At 74.1% G+C, this 17891-nt stretch carries 19 protein-coding genes; 5 read left to right on the top strand and 14 right to left on the bottom strand.

From position 1 onward, the window contains the following. Positions 1–160 precede the first annotated feature (160 nt). Complete coding sequence (locus tag ACH4TG_RS33505) at positions 161–649, top strand: GNAT family N-acetyltransferase (protein ID WP_398246395.1); 489 nt, start codon at positions 161–163, stop codon at positions 647–649. A gap of 57 nt (positions 650–706) precedes the next feature. Here the strand turns inward: ACH4TG_RS33505 and ACH4TG_RS33500 are convergent, their stop codons facing one another. After that, the gene (locus ACH4TG_RS33500; RefSeq protein WP_398246394.1) at positions 707–1273 is read right to left on the bottom strand and encodes a potassium channel family protein; all 567 of its coding nucleotides are present in this window, start codon (positions 1271–1273) and stop codon (positions 707–709) included. A gap of 282 nt (positions 1274–1555) precedes the next feature. Between ACH4TG_RS33500 and ACH4TG_RS33495 the strand changes: the two genes are divergently transcribed. Next, on the top strand, positions 1556–2692 hold the full coding sequence (locus ACH4TG_RS33495; protein ID WP_398246393.1) for an FUSC family protein: 1137 nt from the start codon (positions 1556–1558) through the stop codon (positions 2690–2692). Between the two features lie 239 nt (positions 2693–2931). Continuing rightward, on the top strand, positions 2932–4530 hold the full coding sequence (locus ACH4TG_RS33490; RefSeq protein WP_398246392.1) for a Rieske 2Fe-2S domain-containing protein: 1599 nt from the start codon (positions 2932–2934) through the stop codon (positions 4528–4530). A 1-nt stretch (position 4531) separates the two neighbouring features. Here ACH4TG_RS33490 and ACH4TG_RS33485 read toward each other — a convergent pair whose 3' ends face one another. From ACH4TG_RS33485 to ACH4TG_RS33475, 3 genes are all read right to left on the bottom strand, one after another. Further along, complete coding sequence (locus ACH4TG_RS33485; RefSeq protein WP_398246391.1) at positions 4532–5332, bottom strand: maleylpyruvate isomerase family mycothiol-dependent enzyme; 801 nt, start codon at positions 5330–5332, stop codon at positions 4532–4534. A gap of 73 nt (positions 5333–5405) precedes the next feature. Then, positions 5406–6038 (bottom strand): TMEM175 family protein, encoded by a 633-nt coding sequence (locus ACH4TG_RS33480; protein ID WP_398246390.1) that lies wholly within the window; start codon positions 6036–6038, stop codon positions 5406–5408. 158 nt (positions 6039–6196) lie between these two features. Then, positions 6197–7177 (bottom strand): ArsR/SmtB family transcription factor, encoded by a 981-nt coding sequence (locus ACH4TG_RS33475; protein ID WP_398246389.1) that lies wholly within the window; start codon positions 7175–7177, stop codon positions 6197–6199. 220 nt (positions 7178–7397) lie between these two features. Here ACH4TG_RS33475 and ACH4TG_RS33470 point away from each other — a divergent pair, with 220 nt between their 5' ends. Further along, the gene (locus tag ACH4TG_RS33470; RefSeq protein ID WP_398246388.1) at positions 7398–7976 is read left to right on the top strand and encodes a hypothetical protein; all 579 of its coding nucleotides are present in this window, start codon (positions 7398–7400) and stop codon (positions 7974–7976) included. Positions 7977–8148: 172 nt separating this feature from the next. Here the strand turns inward: ACH4TG_RS33470 and ACH4TG_RS33465 are convergent, their stop codons facing one another. The 7 genes from ACH4TG_RS33465 to ACH4TG_RS33435 all read right to left on the bottom strand — a co-directional run bounded on the left by ACH4TG_RS33465 (position 8149) and on the right by ACH4TG_RS33435 (position 13671). Continuing rightward, on the bottom strand, positions 8149–9519 hold the full coding sequence (locus ACH4TG_RS33465; protein WP_398246387.1) for an 8-oxoguanine deaminase: 1371 nt from the start codon (positions 9517–9519) through the stop codon (positions 8149–8151). Positions 9520–9548: 29 nt separating this feature from the next. Then, a complete protein-coding gene (gene pucL, locus ACH4TG_RS33460; RefSeq protein ID WP_398246386.1) occupies positions 9549–10472 on the bottom strand; it encodes a factor-independent urate hydroxylase in 924 nt (307 codons plus the stop codon). Positions 10473–10477: 5 nt separating this feature from the next. Next, on the bottom strand, positions 10478–10927 hold the full coding sequence (gene uraH / locus ACH4TG_RS33455; RefSeq protein ID WP_398246385.1) for a hydroxyisourate hydrolase: 450 nt from the start codon (positions 10925–10927) through the stop codon (positions 10478–10480). Beyond that, positions 10924–11433 carry a 2-oxo-4-hydroxy-4-carboxy-5-ureidoimidazoline decarboxylase gene (uraD, locus tag ACH4TG_RS33450; protein ID WP_398246384.1) on the bottom strand — a complete coding sequence of 170 codons (510 nt, stop codon included), beginning with the start codon at positions 11431–11433 and terminating at the stop codon, positions 10924–10926. The genes uraH and uraD overlap by 4 nt, the downstream gene beginning before the upstream one ends. Before the next feature lie 116 nt (positions 11434–11549). Next, positions 11550–12035 (bottom strand): helix-turn-helix domain-containing protein, encoded by a 486-nt coding sequence (locus tag ACH4TG_RS33445; RefSeq protein ID WP_398246383.1) that lies wholly within the window; start codon positions 12033–12035, stop codon positions 11550–11552. After that, positions 12032–12295 (bottom strand): hypothetical protein, encoded by a 264-nt coding sequence (locus tag ACH4TG_RS33440; RefSeq protein WP_398246382.1) that lies wholly within the window; start codon positions 12293–12295, stop codon positions 12032–12034. The genes ACH4TG_RS33445 and ACH4TG_RS33440 overlap by 4 nt, the downstream gene beginning before the upstream one ends. A gap of 47 nt (positions 12296–12342) precedes the next feature. Then, a complete protein-coding gene (locus tag ACH4TG_RS33435; RefSeq protein WP_398246381.1) occupies positions 12343–13671 on the bottom strand; it encodes an amidohydrolase in 1329 nt (442 codons plus the stop codon). A gap of 197 nt (positions 13672–13868) precedes the next feature. Between ACH4TG_RS33435 and ACH4TG_RS33430 the strand changes: the two genes are divergently transcribed. Then, positions 13869–14054, top strand: coding sequence for a thiazolylpeptide-type bacteriocin (locus ACH4TG_RS33430; protein ID WP_398246380.1), 186 nt, complete (start codon positions 13869–13871; stop codon positions 14052–14054). Between the two features lie 122 nt (positions 14055–14176). On the opposite strand, the gene ACH4TG_RS33425 is transcribed toward ACH4TG_RS33430, so the two are convergent. From ACH4TG_RS33425 to ACH4TG_RS33415, 3 genes are read right to left on the bottom strand one after another with little or no spacing between them, the layout of a single operon-like run. Then, the gene (locus ACH4TG_RS33425) at positions 14177–16150 is read right to left on the bottom strand and encodes a TOMM precursor leader peptide-binding protein (protein ID WP_398246379.1); all 1974 of its coding nucleotides are present in this window, start codon (positions 16148–16150) and stop codon (positions 14177–14179) included. Beyond that, a complete protein-coding gene (locus ACH4TG_RS33420; protein ID WP_398246378.1) occupies positions 16147–16902 on the bottom strand; it encodes an ABC transporter permease in 756 nt (251 codons plus the stop codon). The genes ACH4TG_RS33425 and ACH4TG_RS33420 overlap by 4 nt, the downstream gene beginning before the upstream one ends. Continuing rightward, positions 16899–17825 (bottom strand): ABC transporter ATP-binding protein, encoded by a 927-nt coding sequence (locus ACH4TG_RS33415; RefSeq protein ID WP_398246409.1) that lies wholly within the window; start codon positions 17823–17825, stop codon positions 16899–16901. Before ACH4TG_RS33415 ends, ACH4TG_RS33420 begins: the two co-directional genes overlap by 4 nt. Between the last annotated feature and the right edge of the window lie 66 nt (positions 17826–17891).

Here is a 17891-nt window from a genome sequence, read left to right as displayed (position 1 = left end):
GCCCACAACTCGTCCGTGACCAACCACGGCGGCGCCTTCCCCACACCCACCGCAACGACCCACCGAACCCAACGACACGCCCCAAGTCCCCGAATCAGCCCTTTGTGTTAGCTCCTCTTAATCCTTTGCCGGTGATCCGCCCGCCGATCATGCTGGCCGCATGCTCATCCGCGACGTGACCGAGGCCGACTGGCCGCTGATCTGGCCGTTCCTGCGCGACATCTGCCGGGCCGGCGAGACGTTCAGCTACCCCACCGACATCACCGAGGAGCAGGGCCGGTCGTTCTGGCTGCTGACCGCGCCCGGCCGTACCGTCGTCGCCGTCGACGAGGCGGGGACGGTGCTCGGCACGGCGAAGATGAACCCCAACCAGATGGGGAACGCGGCGCACGTCTCCAGCGCCAGCTTCATGGTCGACCCGGCCCACGCGGGCCGCGGCGTCGGGCGCGCCCTGTGCCGTGAGGCGCTGGACTGGGCCGCCCGCGCGGGCTACCGCGGCATGCAGTTCAACGCGGTCGTCGAGTCCAACGCCCCGGCCGTCGCGCTCTACACCTCGCTCGGCTTCCGCGTCCTGGGCACCGTCCCCGGCGGCTTCCGCCACCCCGCCCACGGCTACGTCGGCCTCCACGTCATGTACCGGGAGCTGTGACGGCCGTGGGCGGGCAGGTCGCCGTGCCGGCCGGGTGCCGGGAGGCGTGACGCCGCGTCACGGCCCCTTCGGCGGTGTTCCGGGCGCCTTGCGCTGGGCGGCGAACTGGGCGGCGCCGACGAGCAGCTTGGCCACCAGCCCCACCATGATCAGTCCGCCGATCATCTGGACCGTGACCAGGACCCGGGCGGTCTCCGTCTTCGCGGTGATGTCGCCGAAGCCGACGGTCGCGAACACGGTGACGGTGAAGTAGAGCGCGTCCGTGCGGGTCAGGGGCTGGGTGAAGGAGGCGGGCTGGCCCGCCTCCAGCAGGAAGTACGTGCCGGCGAACATCAGCAGGAACAGCGGGACCACCACGGTGAGCGCCTCGATCCCGCGCAACCGGGGGTGGGGCGAGTGGACGATCGAGTACACCTGCCAGGCGACGGCCGCCGCGAACACCACGAAGCCGAGCACGAACCAGCCGGCCTTGCCCACCTCCGAGGGATGGTCCAGCGGCAGCGCGTAGTACAGCGCCAGCAGGACGACCGGGGTGACGACCGCGCGCAGCCCGGTCCGCAGCAGCAGCCGGCGGCGCCGGCGCGGATCCAGATCCGCGTACGAGGGCGTGGCGTCGGCGCTCATGGACAGCGGCTCCTCCGTCCGGCGCGAGGTCGCCTCGGCGACGGCGTCATGCCCTCCCGGCTGCCGCCGGGGGTCCGGTGTCGCACCGGTCGACCGGCGGCCGAGCGTTCCCTTCCGGTTATACGGCGGCGTCCCGGCCACCGCCGCGACGGATGCGCCGTAGGGATGACGGGCGGCCCCTCTTCGGCCGCGCGCAGCGGGTCGCTTCGCCGCGGGCGCCGCCGCCGTCGCAGAATGCGGGACCGAGCGGCATTCCGGCGACCCAGGCGAGCGAGGGCGGTCATGGCCACTGCGAGCGGTCCAGAGACAGGATCCGCTCTCCTGCGGAAGGCGACCGGCTGGCTGGCCAAGGTGTTCGCCCTCACCCCCGGGGGACTGAACTGGCCGCGGGGCGTCGCGGTCCTGGACGTCGCGCTCGTGCCGCTGATCGTCTTCTGGGCCATCGGCTACGAGCAGTACCTGCTCAGCGCCCTGTTCGGCCTGCTGCTCACCGGACTGGCCGACCCGGGAGGCGGCTTCGGGTACGGATCGGCGCGCATGGCCGTCTTCGGGGCGGCCGGGGCCGGTCTGACCGCGCTCGCCTTCGGTATCGGCGGCGAGTCCTGGGGCTGGCTGGTGCTGGCGACCTTCCTGGTGACGCTGGCGGGCGGTCTGGCGATCGCGTTCGGGACGCACCGGTTCGTCGCTGCTCTGCTGCTGAACGTGTGGTTCATCGTCGCCCTCGGGCTCGCCTTCAACCTCCACCACCACGCCCGCATCACCAGCTACACCTGGGCTCAGGTGGTCTCCTGGGCCGGGGGCTCGGCGCTCTGGATCGTGGTCGCCGGCGCGGGCTGGCTGATCCGCGGGCGCCGCGACCGCCCCCCGCCGGTCCCGGAGATCCCCGGCGACACCGCGCGGCGGAAGTTGACCGCGCCGATGACCGCGTTCGCGCTGATCCGTGCCGTCGCCATGGCCGGGGCGGTGGCTCTCGCCTTCGGGCTGGACCTGTCGCACGGCTACTGGCTGCCGATCGCCACCATCGTCGCCATGAAGCCGAGCCTGGAGCAGACCGCGCTGACCGCCGCGCAGCGCCTGTTCGGCGCCGGCATCGGGTCCGTCGCGGCCCTGCTGCTGCTTCTGCTGCCCGCGAGCGAACACGGGCGGAAGCTGTTCGCGGTCGACCACGGGCTCGAAGTGGTCGCCCTCGTGCTGGTGATGCACGGCGTGGTCGTGCACTCGTGGAACTACGCCCTCTACACCGCCTTCATCGCCGCTGCGGCACTGATCCTGGTGGACCTCCCGCAGCCCTCGCAGTACGGCGCCGAGGGCGACCGGGTGCTGTGGACCCTGTGCGGGGTGGCCATCGGCACGTTCACCATCCTGCTGGCCGGCCTCCTCGCCAAGCGCCGCTCCGGGACACCGTCGCAATCGGCCTGAGGGCATGCCGGCGTGCCGGACGCGCGACACGCCGGGCCGCCGCAATCCGGGGGACGGCCGTACCGGTGAGATCCCGGCGCCCGAGCCGGGCCTCACCCAGGGCTGTCTCCTTTCGGCTGCCGGGCATCCGGCTGACCCCGTAGATGCGTCCGCGCCGTGTCCGCCCGATCGTCGGAAGGGACCAGGGCCGTTCCCTTCCTGCCGGACGGCTGTGCCACGAGCGGTATCGGAGCTGCACTGTGCGAATCACCGGGCTGGGGCACGCGGGACTGTTCATCGAGACGGCGGTGGGGTCGGTGCTGTGCGACCCCTGGGTCTCCCCGGCCTTCTTCGGGTCGTGGTTCCCGTTCCCCGACAACAGCGATCTGGACTGGGACGGTTACGGCCGCACCGCCGACTACCTCTACGTGTCCCACCTGCACCGCGACCACTTCGATCCGGTGATCCTGCGCCGCCATGTGCGCAAGGACGCCACTGTCCTGCTGCCCGACTACCCCACCGACGAGCTGGAGTGCGAGCTGCGGGCGCTGGGCTTCAGCCGGTTCCTGCGGACCCGCAGCGGCGTGCCCTTCGAGCGGGACGGGCTGCGCATGATGGTCACCGCCCTGACCGGGCCGGGCGACGGCCCGATCGGGGATTCGGCGCTGTCACTCGACGACGGCGAGACCGTCCTGCTCAACCAGAACGACGCGCATCCGCTGGACACCGCGGCCATCCTGGAGTTCGGCGAGGTCCACGCGCACTTCACGCAGTTCTCCGGCGCCATCTGGTGGCCCATGGTCTACCGCCTCCCCCACGCCGCGAAGCAGAAGTTCGCCGAGCGCAAGCGCACAGGGCAGTTCGAGCGGGCGGTGCGCTACATCGACGCCCTCCAGGGCGCCCATGTCTTCCCCAATTCCGGCCCGCCGTGCTTCCTCGACGAGGAGCTGTTCCCTCTCAACGGCACCGGCCGGGACGGGGAGAGCATCTTCACCGACCAGCGGGAGTTCCTGGACCAGCTCGCCCGGGAGCGCCCGGACGTCCCGGCGCACCTGTGGCTGCCGGGCAGTGTCGCGACGGTCAGCAAGAGCGACTGCGAGGTCACCCACCGGTACGACCCGCAGGAGATCACCTACCTGTTCGACCACAAACCCCAGTACCTGCGCGCCTACGCGCGCCGGCGGCAGCCGGAGCTGGCCGCGGAACGCGCCGGTCGCGCCCCGGCCCTGCCCGCCGATGAACTGCTGGCCGCCCTCAAGGACTGGTGGGAGCCCCTGATGGCCCGGGCGGACCGGATCTGCGAAGGCGTCGGCGGACCCCTGCGGCTCGATGTCGACGACACCTCGATCGTCGTCGACTTCCCGGCCCGTCAGGTCCGGTTGTGGGACGGGGAACGCTGCCGCTTCACGATGTCCACCTCCGGGGACCTGGTGGCCACCAACATCGCCGGGCGGGAGAACGACTGGTCCAACAGCCTTTTCCTGTCGCTGCGCTTCAGCGCCGAACGCGTGGGCGCCTACAACGAGTTCGTCTACACGTTCTTCAAGTGCCTGTCCGAGGAGCGCATCGACTACGTGGAGAACTACTACGCGTCGGCCGACGACGACGGCGAGGACGTCGTCATCGACGACTGGCAGGTGCAGCGCCGCTGCCCCCATCTGCGCGCCGACCTGACCCATTTCGGAAGGATCGAGGACGACCTGCTCACCTGCGCCCTGCACGGCTGGACGTTCGACCTGTCGACCGGGCAGTGCCTCACGTCGGACCGCCACGACATCCGGGCCTGCCGGACCGACCCGGCGCCCGAGCCCGGCCACCGCACGCGGGAGGCCGGGCTGGAGGGGGCGTTGACCGGCTGAGCTAGCGCTCCGGGTCCCACTCCACGAGCTGGTCGAAGACGCCCCGGCCGTCGTCGAGCTTCAGGGAGTCCAGCGGGATGCGGCCGTAGAGGGCGAGGACCATGGCGCTGGCCGGGCCCTCCATGGAGGCGTCGACCGCGTCCGGCTCCTCGCCGGAGCCGGTGGCCGCGGTCGTCCCGGACGGGGACAGGCGGGCGAGCCGGGCGCCGTCGGCGTCGGCCCAGTAGTGCCAGGAGCGGCCCTCGGTGGCGTGGTAGGCGACGAGGGCCGGCTCGTGCGGCCAGGGCTCCGTCGTGGTGCAGACGGTGAGGAGGAACTCCTCCACGCCGTCGAGCGCCACCTCGTCCGGCACCGCCTGGGGGTCGCCGGCGGTGAGCTGCGCGTCGTAGGTGTGCACCGCGATCTCGTGCAGCTGGCGCCGGGCGGCGCCAGCGCAGGTCAGCGGCGACTGGGACTTCCCCCACCACCCCCAGCAGCCGCGGTCCGGGCCCGCCTCCCGCAGCGCGTCCAGCAGTTCCTGCGTCGACGCGGCCAGCCAGGCCAGCAGGGCCTCGCGTTCCCGGGGCGCGACCGCGTCGCTCCGCGGCTCGGCCTTGGCCGTGGCGTCCGGCCCCGCGGCGATGGTGGCGGCCCAGGCGCGGCGTCCCGCGCCCAGGTGCTGCACCAGATCGGCCAGTGTCCACTCGGGGCAGGTCGGCACCTGCGCGTCGAGGCTGGGCGCGGCGGCGATCGCGGCACGGAAGGCGGTCGACCGCTCGTCGATCAGCCGCAGCAGGTCGGGGAACTGGAGAGTCTCTTGCACGGCGGATGTCTATCACGGGCATCCGCCGTCCGAACAGCGATATTCCCCGCGCCCCGCGGCAGTCCGGGCCGGATCAGAGCTTCCCGCCGCCGGCGGGTGCGGGCTCCGCCTTGGTCGGGACGGGCACCTGGTTGAACGCGTAGTAGACGGCGAGCAGTCCGTGGACGGCCAGCGTCAACGGGGCCGAGAGGAAGGCCAGGCCGACCGTGACGGGGTACACGACCGTGCCGAGGGCGAACCGTGCCCGGGTGGCACGGGCTGCTTCGACGTCCACCCGCTCGTCGAAGAGATGGCCCGTGCGGGTGAGGTGCCACCACATGGCCTGGAACACCAGCGCGTGGAAGACCATGAAGAGGCCGTAGACGGCAAGGGCGACCTGCGCCGCCTTGCCGTCCCGCAGGTAGGCGGCCACCACCGCCGCGGGCCACGGCAGCGCGGCCACACCCATCAGCAGGACGAGGTTGAGGAACAGCAGCGCACGGTCCACCCGCGCGATGCGCTGGAAGACCGTGTGGTGGTTGACCCACATCACGCCGATGATCAGGAACGTCACGACGTAGGCGGCGTAGGACGGCCACATGGCACCCAGCGCCGACCACAGATGGGTGGCGGCGTCGTGCGGGACCTTGATCTCCAGCACGAGCAGCGTGATGGCGATGGCGAACACCCCGTCGCTGAACGCCTCGACTCTTCCCGACTCGTTCATCCTGTCCCCCTGTGGAACGCGGCACGTGACACGGCCGCCCAGCCTCGCATGATCGCCGGCTGAACGTACCGGTTCTCGCCGCGTCCGTGCGCGTCGTCGTGCACCGGGCGCCGGCGGCCGGGGTTCGGGTTTCGGCACCGGTGGGGCACCCACAGGGATCAGGGCGTGGTGCCGGCGAGGAGGAGGCGGCCCAGGGGGGTGCAGGAGTGCCTGACCTGCTTGCCCTCGCGGACGGTGGCGACCAGGCCCGCGGCGCGCAGGGTCTTGGCGTGGGTGGAGGCCGAGCCGGCGCTGACGCCGAGGGTGCGGGCCAGGCCGGTGGTGGTGTGCGGGTCGGTCAGCAGGTGCAGGGCCTGGGCGCGAGTGGTGCCCAGGAGCGCGGACAGCGGGTCTGCGGGGCCGTCCGGCGCGGGGACCAGCGGCAGCGGGGTCAGCGCGCCGTAGACGAGCAGCAGCGAACCGTCCGGGTGGCGGGTGCGCAGCGGGGCGCCGCGCCACAGCAGCGAGGGCATCAGGGTCAGGCCCTGGCCGCCGAGGTGCACCGTCGTGCTGCGCGGCGACGGCAGCCGGAGGTCGGCGCCCGCCCAGTCCGCGCCCGGCACCAGGCCGGCCAGCATCTCCCGCAGGCCCCGCTCCTGCTGGACGGTGCCGCGCCAGGCGACGTCCGCGGCGTAGCCCTCGCGCAGCCGCGGCCACCACGGGCGCAGCAGCGCGCGGTGCGACTCGGCCAGCACGGCCGTCAACTCCCGCCAGGCGCGGGCCTCGTGGCGTTCCAGCGCGGCCGTCCACGCACCGGCGGGACGGCCGTACCCGTCCCACAGCCGGCGCAGTTCCGCGGCGGCCTGGTCCCGGTCCGTCGCGGCGACGCGCTCCAGCGCCTCACCGACGTCGGGCAGCGGCGGGTCGAGGAACGTCGGGCCGAGGCCGTCGGGGCGCAGCAGTTCGAGCATCCGGCCGGCCGCCGCACCGGCGCGTGCGCTCAGGCCCGCCGCGGTGGTGCGGCGCCACCGGGTGAGCGGCGGGTCGGGGCTGCCCGCGCGCAGCACCGAGAGCGCCAGGCCGGTTTCGACCAGGGGTGCGGGGCCGGGCGCGAAGCGCACCCGCAGCAGGTCCTCGACGGTGAAGCGCAGCCTGAGCAACGCCGCTCCCCTCCCGAGCGCGACCGCCGGTGCACGGCCTGCGCGGGCGGCCTGCCTCGTTTCCGGCTCTGCCGAAAGGTTGGCAGGTCTGCGGCCCGCGGCGCCAGGCTCGAGGGCACCGGACCGCGACGCATCCCCGTGACCGGCGCCCAACGCGCCGCCGGGGGGGCGTGTTCGCATCCTTTCCGGCTGAGTCCCGCCATCCTCCTCGGAGTTCCGCATGAGAGCTTTCCCCCGCGCGGCCGCGTTCACCGCGGCCGTCGCCGCGGCGCTGGCCGCCGCCGTCCTGCCCGCGGGTCCGGCGCAGGCCGCGACCGGCCAGGCCCCGACCACCACCACCGCGCTGCCGGGGCCGTGGCAGCCGTACCGCAGCACCCCGTTCACCGACGCGGCCGGCGACGTCTGCGACTTCGCCCTGCATGCGGACGTCGTCCAGGACGGCGAGCGGATCAGGACCCTGGCGGTGGACGCCACGGGGGCGCCCACCGAGCAGGAGGTCACCGGGCCGCTGGTGTTCCGCTACACCGACGTGGCGACCGGGGCCGCGGTGGACCGGGACCTGGCGGGCACGGCCTGGCTGTTCCACCACGCGGACGGCAGCCAGACGTGGGTGGTCGACGGCCATCTGGGCCTGGGCATCCACGCCGCCAACCCGTACCAGGCGCGCGGCTACTCGGTCCTGACCGGCACGCTCGTGCTGAGCATCGGCACCGACCACTTCCCGCGCGTCACCGCGCACGCGGGGCCGGTGGAGGACCTCTGCGCGACCCTCGCCGCCCTCCCGGCCGGGAACCGGTAGGGCGACGCCGCCCCCGGGGGATCCGTTCGCGGATCCGTCCCGGGGGCGGCGCTCGCCGGGCCCGCGTCAGGCAGGACCGGCCACCGGACCCCGCACCAGGGCAGGGGCCGGCCACCGGCCGGGGGCCGTCCCTCCCCGGCCGGTCGTCTGGGGTGCCGCGCGGAGGCGGCGGTCAGGCGAGGCCGGCGATCTCCGCGAGGCGCCGCGCCTCGGCGCGGGTCAGCCGGGCCAGCGCGTCCTCGTCGGCGCGGGCGAGCCGGCCGTCCTCCACCACGGTCCTGCCGTTGACCAGCGACAGGGTGACCGGGGCCGGGGCGCCGAGCACGAGGGCGGCGACCGGGTCGGCGATGGAGGCGTGGGCGACGGTGTCGACCTTCCACAGCACGAGGTCGGCGAGCTTGCCGGCCTCCAGCGAGCCGATCTCCGCGGCGCGGCCCAGCACTTGGGCGCCGCCGTAGGTGCCCAGGCGCAGCGCCTGGCGGGCGTTCAGCGCCTTCTCGCCGCCGCGGAGGCGGTTGATGAGCAGGGCGTTGCGCAACTCGGTGTGCAGCTCACCGGATTCGTTGGAGGCGGTGCCGTCCACGCCCAGGCCGACCGGCACTCCGGCCGCCAGCATCTCCGGTACCCGCGCGATCCCCGCCGCCAGGCGGGCGTTGGACGACGGGCAGTGGGCGACGCCGGTGCCGGTACGGGCGAAGGCCGCGATGTCGGAGTCGTTCATGTGGACGCAGTGCGCCATCCACACGTCGCCGCCGAGCCAGCCGGTGGACTCGAAGTAGTCGGTCGGGCCCATGCCGAACAGCTCGTGGCAGAACTTCTCCTCCTCCACCGTCTCGCTGCCGTGGGTGTGCAGCCGGACGCCCTTGCGGCGCGCCAACGTGGCGGCCTCCCGCATCAGTTCGGTGGAGACCGAGAAGGGCGAGCAGGGTGCCGCGGCGATCCGCAGCATCGAGGCGAAGGACGCGTCGTGGTGGGTGTCGATGGCCGCCTCGGTGGCCAGCAGCGCCTCCTCGGTGGTCTCCACGGCGAAGTCCGGCGGCAGCCCGCCGGAGGACTCGCCGCGGTCCATCGAGCCGCGGGCGGCGGTGAACCGCACCCCGAGTTCGGCCGCGGCGCGGATCTCGGCGCCCAGCAGGTCGCCGGTGCCGCGCGGGAAGACGTAGTGGTGGTCCATCGCGGTGGTGACGCCGCCGCGGGCCATCACGGCGAGCGAGCCGGCGGCCGCCGCGTACACCATCGGCTCGTCGATCCGCGCCCACGTCGGGTACAGCTCGACCAGCCAGTTGAACAGGTTGCTGTCCTGGGCCAGGCCGCGGGTGAGCCACTGGTAGAAGTGGTGGTGGGTGTTGACCAGGCCGGGAGTGACCAGGTGGCCGGTGCCGTCGATGCGCCGGGCGACGTCCTCCAGTCCGGCGGGCGCGGGGCCGGCGCCGACGGACTCGATGAGGTGGTCCGCGACGACCACGTGCCCGGTGGCGTACTCGGTGTCCGCGGCGTCGACCGTGGCGACGGCGGCGTTCTCGATGACGATGCGCTGGGTCATGTGCGTGTGCCTCTCGTCCGTCCGCGCGGTCAGCCGGTCACCGGGATGCGGGCGTCGGCGCCCTCGCGCAGCACCGTCCCCTCGATGAGGCCGTAGGGGCGGTCGGCGGCGTGGTAGACCTCGTTGTCGTTCTTCAGGCCGAACGGCTCCAGGTCCACCAGGAAGTGGTGCTTGTTCGGCAGCGACAGCCGCACCTCGTCGATGCCCGGGTGGTTCTCGATGATCCGGGTGCCCATCGCGAACAGGGTCTGCTGCAGGGACAGCGAGTAGGTGTCCGCGAAGGCCGCCAGCAGGTGGCCGCGGGCCTGCTCGTACGACTCCTCCCAGGCGGGCGGCTGCCCGCCGTCGGCACCGGCCGCGTCGCCTTCGCCGGTCCAGGAGAACCGCCAGCGGGCGGTGACCTCGGTGGCGAGGATGCGGTCGTACGCCTCCTTCAGGGTCGTGTACTTGTCCTTGGCGTAGCCCCAGAACTCCGAGTCGGTGGAGTTCAGCACGACCAGGTCCTTGAGCCCGGAGACCACCTGGAAGCGCTCGCCGTCGTAGCCGACCTCGGTGGTGCGGGTCTCCTGGCCGCTGCGCGCGAAGGAGTGCCCGGTCCCGCCGATCCGCTGCCAGGCGTACTCCTCGATCCGGATGCGCGCCCGGTGGATCTGCTGCTGGCTGGTGACGAAGTGCCGGGCGAGGTGGATGCCGAACGCCTCGGCGGACTCGATGCCGTGCTCCCTGGCGAAAGCGAACACGGTGTTCTTGGTGGTGTCGGTCGGCAGCACGCTGGCGTTGGAGCCGGAGTAGTGCACCTCGTCCATCTCGCCGGACAGGGCGACGGAGACGTTGAGGTCCTTGATGCGGTGGGTGCGGCCCTCGCGGACGACCCGCACGACGCGGGTCTCCGCCTTGCCGTACTGGTTCTGGCCGAGCAGGGTGGTGCGTGCAGGGCGGGAATCGGCGGTCATCGGTGCTAGCTCCCTCGGTATACGGAGTAGCCGAACGGGTTGAGCAGCAGCGGCACGTGGTGGTGCTCGCCCGGCGCGACGGCGAAGACCACCGCCACCTCCGGGAAGAACACCGCGGCGCCGCTGTCCCTTGAGCGGGGGGCGTCCTGCTGGGCCTCGGCTTCGTGGGTGGCGTCCCGGTGCGGGACGTCCTTGCGGGTGGAGTCCTGAGGGGTGAAGTACGGCTCGACGGCGAAGTCCAGCCGGACGTGCGTGGTGCCTTCCGGCGGCGCGGGCAGGTCCTTGCAGCGGCCGTCGGCGTCGGTGGCCGACGTGCCGTGCGCACTCCAGGGCGCGTCCGCCCCGGCGCGGACCGACAGCGTCACGGCGACGCCTGCCGCGGGCCGGCCGCGGCTGGTGTCCAGGATGTGGGTGGACACGGAGGCCGTGTCGGCGGGCGGGTGCGCGGACGTCATGCGGGGTCCTCCTCGGTCGCCGCGAGCCGGGTGAGCCGGATACGGTTGATCTTTCCCAGCTCGGTGCGGACGATCTCGCGCTCGGTGTCGCGATCGTTGCCGATCCGCTCGTTGAGCGCGGCGAGCATCTGCGCACCGGTGCGGCCGGTGGCGCAGATCAGGAAGACGTGCCCGTGGGCGTCCTGGTACGCGAGGTTGAGCCGGAGCAGCTCCTCGCGCTCGGCGTCCGCCACGCCGCTCTGCTCGCGGGCGGAGGTCGGGTCGCCGGGCTTGGGGCGGCCGATCGGGGGGTGCCCGGCCATCGCCTCGGCGAGGTCGCCGGCGGTCAGGGCGGCGGTCGCCGCGTCGCTCACCGCGAGGAGGTCGTCGAGCCTGCGGTACGGCCGCCCGGCGGCCACCGCCGCGCCCCACGCCGTGCTGGCGCACACCTCGTGCAGCAGGGCGACGGCGCCGGGGCCGGACGCGGCGTTGAGCCGGGACAGTCCCGGCGGTGCGCTGGAAGTCACACCCGCAACGTAGGAGCCGCCGGCGCGGAACGTCAACAGTTTGTTGAAAAAAGGCCCGCCGGTCGGGGACCCGTGGTCGGCCGACCGCGGTGGTGGCGGGCCGGGGCGCCGGCCGGTCAGCGCTCGTCGCGGGCCGCGTTCTCCCTGTTCAGGTAGTTGTAGACGGTGAAGCGGCTGACGCCGAGCGCCGAGGCGACGGTCTCCACGCCGTGCCGGACGGAGAACGCGCCGCGCTCCTCCAGGATGCGCACGACGTTCTGCTTCTCCTTGCGGCCGAGTTCGGGCAGCGGGCCGTGCCGGCGTTCCAGGTCGGCCAGGATGTGGTCCAGCGAGTCGGCCAGATGGGGGAGCCGCACCGCGACCACCGGCTCGCCCTCCCAGCTGAGCACCACGTCGTCGCCGCGGGCCTCGGCGGGGGCGAGCAGCGCGGCGCCGATGGCGTCCGCGAGCGGCTTCACGGCCTCGGTGAACGGATCCGGGGCGGCGCCGCCTTGGCCGGCGGAGGCACGGCGGGCGGACGGCGCGGGGGCGCCCGGCGCGGAGTCCGCGGCGGCGTCCGGCCGGCCGGAGGAGGCGCGGCCCGCGGAGGCGGAAGCCGTCATGCCAGCCCCTCGCCGTCCCGCTCGGGCAGCGCGTTGACCTGCAGGGACACCCGGGTGGCACCAGCGGCCAGGGAACGCCGCAGCACCTCGGCGACGGCCTCGACCACGGCGTCCACCGAGCCCTCGGCCGTGTTGCCGAACGGGCCGACGTCGACCGCCTCCAGGGCGCCGCTCTCCACGACCTCGCGGGCCACCAGCGCGTGCTCAGGCGGCTCCTCGAGGTCGAACGGCTCGGTCGTGAATTCCAGCCTCAGTCTCACCAGGGCCCCCACGGTCGGCGCACGGGTGTGCAGCCGGCGACTCGCTCTCAGCCCTCCACCACGGAGGACGTCCGAGAGGCGACCTTAACCGACCCGGACGGAGCCGCAAGGTGGGTGCGCGCGGCCAGCACCAGGGCCTGGATGCCGGTGCGCAACGTCAGCCGGACGTGCGGCTGGAAGCGCGGCGAGTGGTTGGCCGGCACGGCCGCCAGGCGCTCCGCGGCGGTCGCCCCGGCCGCCGCCCACTGCTCGGGGCCCACCGAGCCCAGCATCCAGTAGCAGGTCCTGATCCCGGGCACGCCGTGCAGGTCGTGCCCGGCCGGTCCGAGCAGCGGGAAGTCCTCGGTCGCAGTCGACGGCTGCCACGTGGCGACCCGGTCGGCGCCGAGCGACTCCCGGTGGGCGCGCCGCACGGCCTCGGCCGCGCCCGGGTCGTTGACGGTCGTGCCGGAACGCGACAGCACCCGGAACCCGGGTTCCGGCCCGTCGCCGGCCGCGGCCGCCTCGGCGCGCACGATGCGGTGCACCGCGGCCAGCGCGCGGTCCAGGGTGCTCGGGGCGAAGGCCCGCAGCGTCACCTCCATGACCGCCCGGTCCGGGATGACGTTGCCGGCGCCGCCGGCGTGCAGCGAGCCCACGGTGAGCACCAGCGGCTCGCCGGGGGCGGTCTCGCGCGAGACGACCGTCTGCAGGCGCAGCACCAGTGCGGCGGCCGCGACCACGGGGTCCACGGCGAGTTGGGGGGTGCCGGCGTGCCCGCCGCGGCCGTGCAGCACCACCTCCACGGTGGCGCCGGCCGCCAGCACCGGGCCCTCGGCGTGCGCCACCATCCCCGCGGGCAGCGGCACGGTGTGCTGGGCCAGCACCACGTCCGGAGCGGGGAAGCGGCGGTAGAGGCCGTCGGCGAGCATCGCGGCGGCGCCCGTCAGCGTCTCCTCCGCGGGCTGGCCGACCACCACGAGCGTGCCGCTCCACTCCCCCGCGGCCCCGGCCAGCAGGGAGGCGGCGCCGGCCAGGCACGCCAGGTGCATGTCGTGGCCGCAGGCGTGCATCACCGGCACGGGCTCGGTGACGGCGCTGGCATACGGCAGCCCGGTCTCCTCCCGCACCGGCAGCGCGTCGAGTTCGGCGCGCAGCAGCACCACGGGCCCGGGGCCGTGGGACAGCACGCCCACGACGCCGTGGCCGCCGACCCCGGTGGTCACCTCGTACCCGGCGCCGGCCAGTCTCCGGGCGAACCGGTCCGCGGTGCGCTCCTCCGCGCCGGACAGCTCGGGGTGGCGGTGCACGTCGAGGTAGAACTCGGCAGCGGGGCTGAGGACTTCGGTCAATCCGGGGAGTTCTCCGGGCGGCGGGGTGCCGGGTGAGGCGGTCAACGGGCCCTCCGTGCGGTCGGGTCGGCGGATGCGGGGACGGTGCGGGTGGGACGGCCGGGGTGCCGGGGACACTGGCGGGGCTCCACCGCCGTGCCAGCGGGATGACAGCGATCGGCCAGCGGATGTGCCAGTGGACGCGCGTAGAAAGAGTGCGCGGCCCGGACCGGGCCGCGTTCGTTGCCGGAAAGGAGTCCCCCATGGCCGACATCAAGACCGACGCGCCGCTCGCCTCCCTCGCCCAGGAGATCCTGGAGCTGGAGTCCGAGACCTTCGAGATCACCGACTACTCCGACGCGAGCGAGGTCATGCTCGGTTCGTCGACCAGCTGCTCCAGCACGAGCACCTGCTCCAGCACCACCAGCACCACCAGCTGCACCGCCTGATCCTCGGATCGGCCCGCCGGGCCCGTGACACCGCTGATGCGGGGTCACGGGCCCTTCGGCGTCAGGGCGCAGGCGCGGGCCGCGGGCGGCCCGGGTGCGCCAGGCCCGCGCCGGCCGGCCCGTCACGGGAACGGGTGCGGGACGCGGCGCAGGTCTGCCTCGCGCAGGTCGCGGTCGCGCAGGCCGCCGCGGCGCTGGGCGGTGAGCAACCGCGGCATGGTCAGGGCGCGTTGCCGGGCCCATCCGAAGTCGATGGGCAGCAGCCCGGGCACCAGGGTGCACACGGTGTGCAGGCCCGCCGCCCGCTGCTCCGGCGCGGTCTGGTCGACGACGATCACGTCGAAGCCGGCGCGGGCGAGTTCGCCGGTCATCCACCGCACGTCGTCGCGCAGGTCGGCGGAGCGCGGCCGGTCCCGTTCCCATGAGGCGTAGGTGTCGGCCAGGGTGCGCACCGCGCGCGGCTGCAGGTACGTGCCCACGTGCGCGGCCATCTGCGGCAGCCCGAACAGGGCGGCGTGGTCCGGCAGCCGTCGCACCAGGCTGAAGTCCTCAGCCATGGCCGCCAGTTCGGCGGGACGCTCGGCGACCTGCCGGGGCAGGTGCGGGAGGTAGGTGAGGATCTCCGACACCGCGGACTCCACGGCCGTCTCCGGGTCGAGGGCGGCGCCCGCGGCGAACGCCAGCGTGCCGGGGCCGCCGTCGCGGCGCACCGCCAGGCCGGTGGCGACCGGCACCGGCAGGTCGATGCGGTTGTCGTAGACGTGCACGTCGTAGCCGCACAGCGCGGCCCGGTCGGTCATGGCGCGCACCACCGGGCTGCCGATCGAGGCCAGGTCGATCTCGTCGAGCGGCGCGTTGCCGTACCAGCCCAGCAGGAAGGCGTCGCGCTCGATGAGTTCGAGCAGGCCGAAGAGGATCGCCTCCTCCAGGCAGCTGCCGGTGGCGCAGCCGTTGGAGCACTCGAAGACGAAGTGGTCGGCGTCGGTTCCCGCGCTGTAGTAGACCAGCCGGGCCGGGACCAGCACCGGGCGGCCGTCGCGCAGCGAGTGCCCTTCCACCCAGGGGATGGGCCGCGCCGGGTCGAAGGGCGCGATCATCGGGTCGTCGCGGTAGGTCTCGGGCGCGTACAGGCCGCAGGTGCGCGGGTCGAGCGCCCGGTCGCCCAGCACGTCGTACGCCTCGGTGACGACGCCGCCCAGCGACCGGCGGTGGGTGCCCGCGTAGCGCTCCAGGCCCTCCAGGAAGGCCAGTTCGCGGCTGGACGCGAAGGAGTTGGCCTGCCCGCTCCAGGTCACGTCGGTCAGCCCGGCGTAGCCGCGCATGAAGACGGTGCCGGCGACGGGGGCGGTGGTCGGCGAGGTGACGTCGTTCCAGGTGCCCGCGCCGAGCACCCCGCACACCGGGTTGGCGAGCGCCGCCAGCGGCAGCGCGTAGTCGGCGGGCGCGCGCAGCCGGTAGCGGCCGGGGTCCGGCTTGGGGCGCGGGGACAGGGCGAACGGCTCGGCGTCCGCGCCCTCCTGCCGCGGCTCGCAGTCGGGCCGGTGGTCGGGCCGGTGGTTGCCGCACAGCGGTTCCGGGAGCAGCGGCACAGTGTGCACCAGGCCGCTCTCCAGGTCGTAGCGGGTGACGCGGGCGTGGCCGCCGGCCGGTGCGGCGGGCTGCCCGGCCGCCCAGGCGTGGAGCGCGGCCACCGCGTCCGCGGCGTAGTCGGGCAGCACCGGCCAGGTGCCGGCGGCGGTGAGGGACTGCCCGGTCTCCAGCGCCTCGCGCTCGGTGCGGGTGCGCAGCCGCTGCCAGCGGATGGCCAGGCAGCCGCCGCAGGCGGTCCCGGCCTCCCCCGGCTCGCCGGGCGCGCCCCACGGTCCGACGAGGACGGACTCGGCGGTGAGGTGGACGGTGGCGGCGGCCCGGTGCCGGGCCTGCTCGGGCGGTTCGGGGCGCAGCACGTCGCTGGCGCCCAGGACGGCGACGCCCGGTGCGGGCAGTCCGGCGTCGGCGGCGAGGACGGCGAGCCGTGCCTGCAGAGCGCGCCCGGCGCGCTCCAGCGGCACCGACTCGCCTGCCAGGGGCGGGCGTTCCGCGGTGTCGAGGGTCATGTCCGGTTGCTCCAGCGGAAGGTGCGGGCGGCGATGAGGCCGAACACGGCGGTGAAGGCGGCAAGTCCCAGGCAGTCCAGGGCCAGCGGGCCCACGGCCCCCTTCCCCGCCAGGACGTTGGTCAGGCCGTGGTCGAGGTAGCGCAGCGGCAGCACCCACGAGGCGTCCTGGATCCAGCCGGGCAGCAGGTCGGCGGGGTAGAACGCGCCGGACAGGAACGCCATGGGCACCATCACGCAGTTGGCGATGGCGGCGACGGCCTCGGGGGTGTCGGCGAGGCTGCCGACCACCAGTCCCATCGCCAGGAACGCGGCGACGCCCAGCACCAGCAGCGGCAGGGCGAGCGGCCACTGGCCGGACAGGTGCAGGCCGAACAGCGGCAGCAGCGCGACCGCGGTGAACAGCACGGCCTGTGCCAGGCCCACGCCGACGGCGACCACGAACCGGGAGCCGAGCACGGTCGGCAGCGGCGTGGGGGTGCGCCACACCAGGCGCAGGATGTCGTCGCGCCGCCAGTGCATCAGCGCGAACGCCGGCCCGAACAGCGCGGCGTTGCCGACGCCCCACGACAGCACGCCCGGCGCCACGTAATTGATGTACGGCAGGCCGCCGTTGACCTGCTGGCCGCGGAACAGCAGCCCGAACACCAGCAGGAAGACCAGCGGGAAGGCGAACGTGAAGAAGACGGTGGTGCGGTCGCGCACCGACGCCAGGCAGGCGGCCCTGGTCAGCGCGGAGTAGGCGGTGCTCATCGGGCGTGCTCCGATCCGGTCAGCCGCAGGTAGGCGTCCTCGAGGGTCGCGGTGCGGGTCTGGACGGCGTCCATGTCGACGAACTCGCCGACCGCGACGAGGACGCGGTTGGCCGCGTGGGTCTCGATGACCACCTCGCCGCCCTCCACCAGGACGCGTTCCACGCCGTCGATGGCGCGGGCCTGGTCCGGGGTGATGCGGTCGGCGGGCACCAGCAGCCGGGCGGGCGCGGACAGCGAGCGGATCAGCGCCGTCGGCGTGTCCAGCGCGACGACCCGGCCGCCCGCGATGATCGCGACGCGGTCGCACAGCGCCTCGGCCTCGTCCAGGTAGTGGGTGGTGTAGACGATGGTCCGGCCCTGCCCGCGCAGGGCCCGCAGCACGTCCCACAGCGAGCGGCGGGCCTCGGGGTCCAGGGCGGCGGTCGGCTCGTCGAGGAAGATCAGGTCCGGCTCGTGCACCAGGGCGGTGGCCAGCGCCAGGCGCTGCCGCTGGCCGCCGGACAGGTCGTCGACCCGGCTGCGCTCCTTGTCGGCCAGCCCCACCATGTCGATCGCCCGCCGCGCGGCGTCCTTGCCGAGGCCGTGCAGCGCGGCGACGGTCTCCAAGTGCTCCCACGCGGTGAGGCGGGTGAAGAACGCGGACGACTGCGTCTGCACGCCGATCCGGCGCAGCAGCGCGATGTTGCGGGGCCAGGGGCTCTGCCCGAAGACGGTGACCGTCCCCGCGTCGGCCTTGCGCATCCCCTCGACGATCTCGATGAGGGTGGTCTTCCCCGCGCCGTTGGGCCCGAGGATCCCGAAGAACTCCCCCTGCCGCACACTCAGCGACACCCCGTCGAGCGCCCGCACCTCCCCGTACGACTTGGCCACGCCGTCGAGTGCGACGGCTGTCTGCTGAGGCCGCTCGTCGGCCTTGTCCATGAGCGCCTCCGGCGCGGGGTCGGTTCCAGTGCTGAGTCCGGCCGCGGCCGGGGCAGTTGAGGCGGG

The sequence above is a fragment of the Streptomyces sp. NPDC020917 genome, from assembly GCF_044333795.1.
Classification (GTDB): domain Bacteria; phylum Actinomycetota; class Actinomycetes; order Streptomycetales; family Streptomycetaceae; genus Actinacidiphila.
The sequence above is the reverse complement of the archived record's forward strand: the minus strand, read 5'-3'. Positions and strand labels throughout refer to the sequence as shown.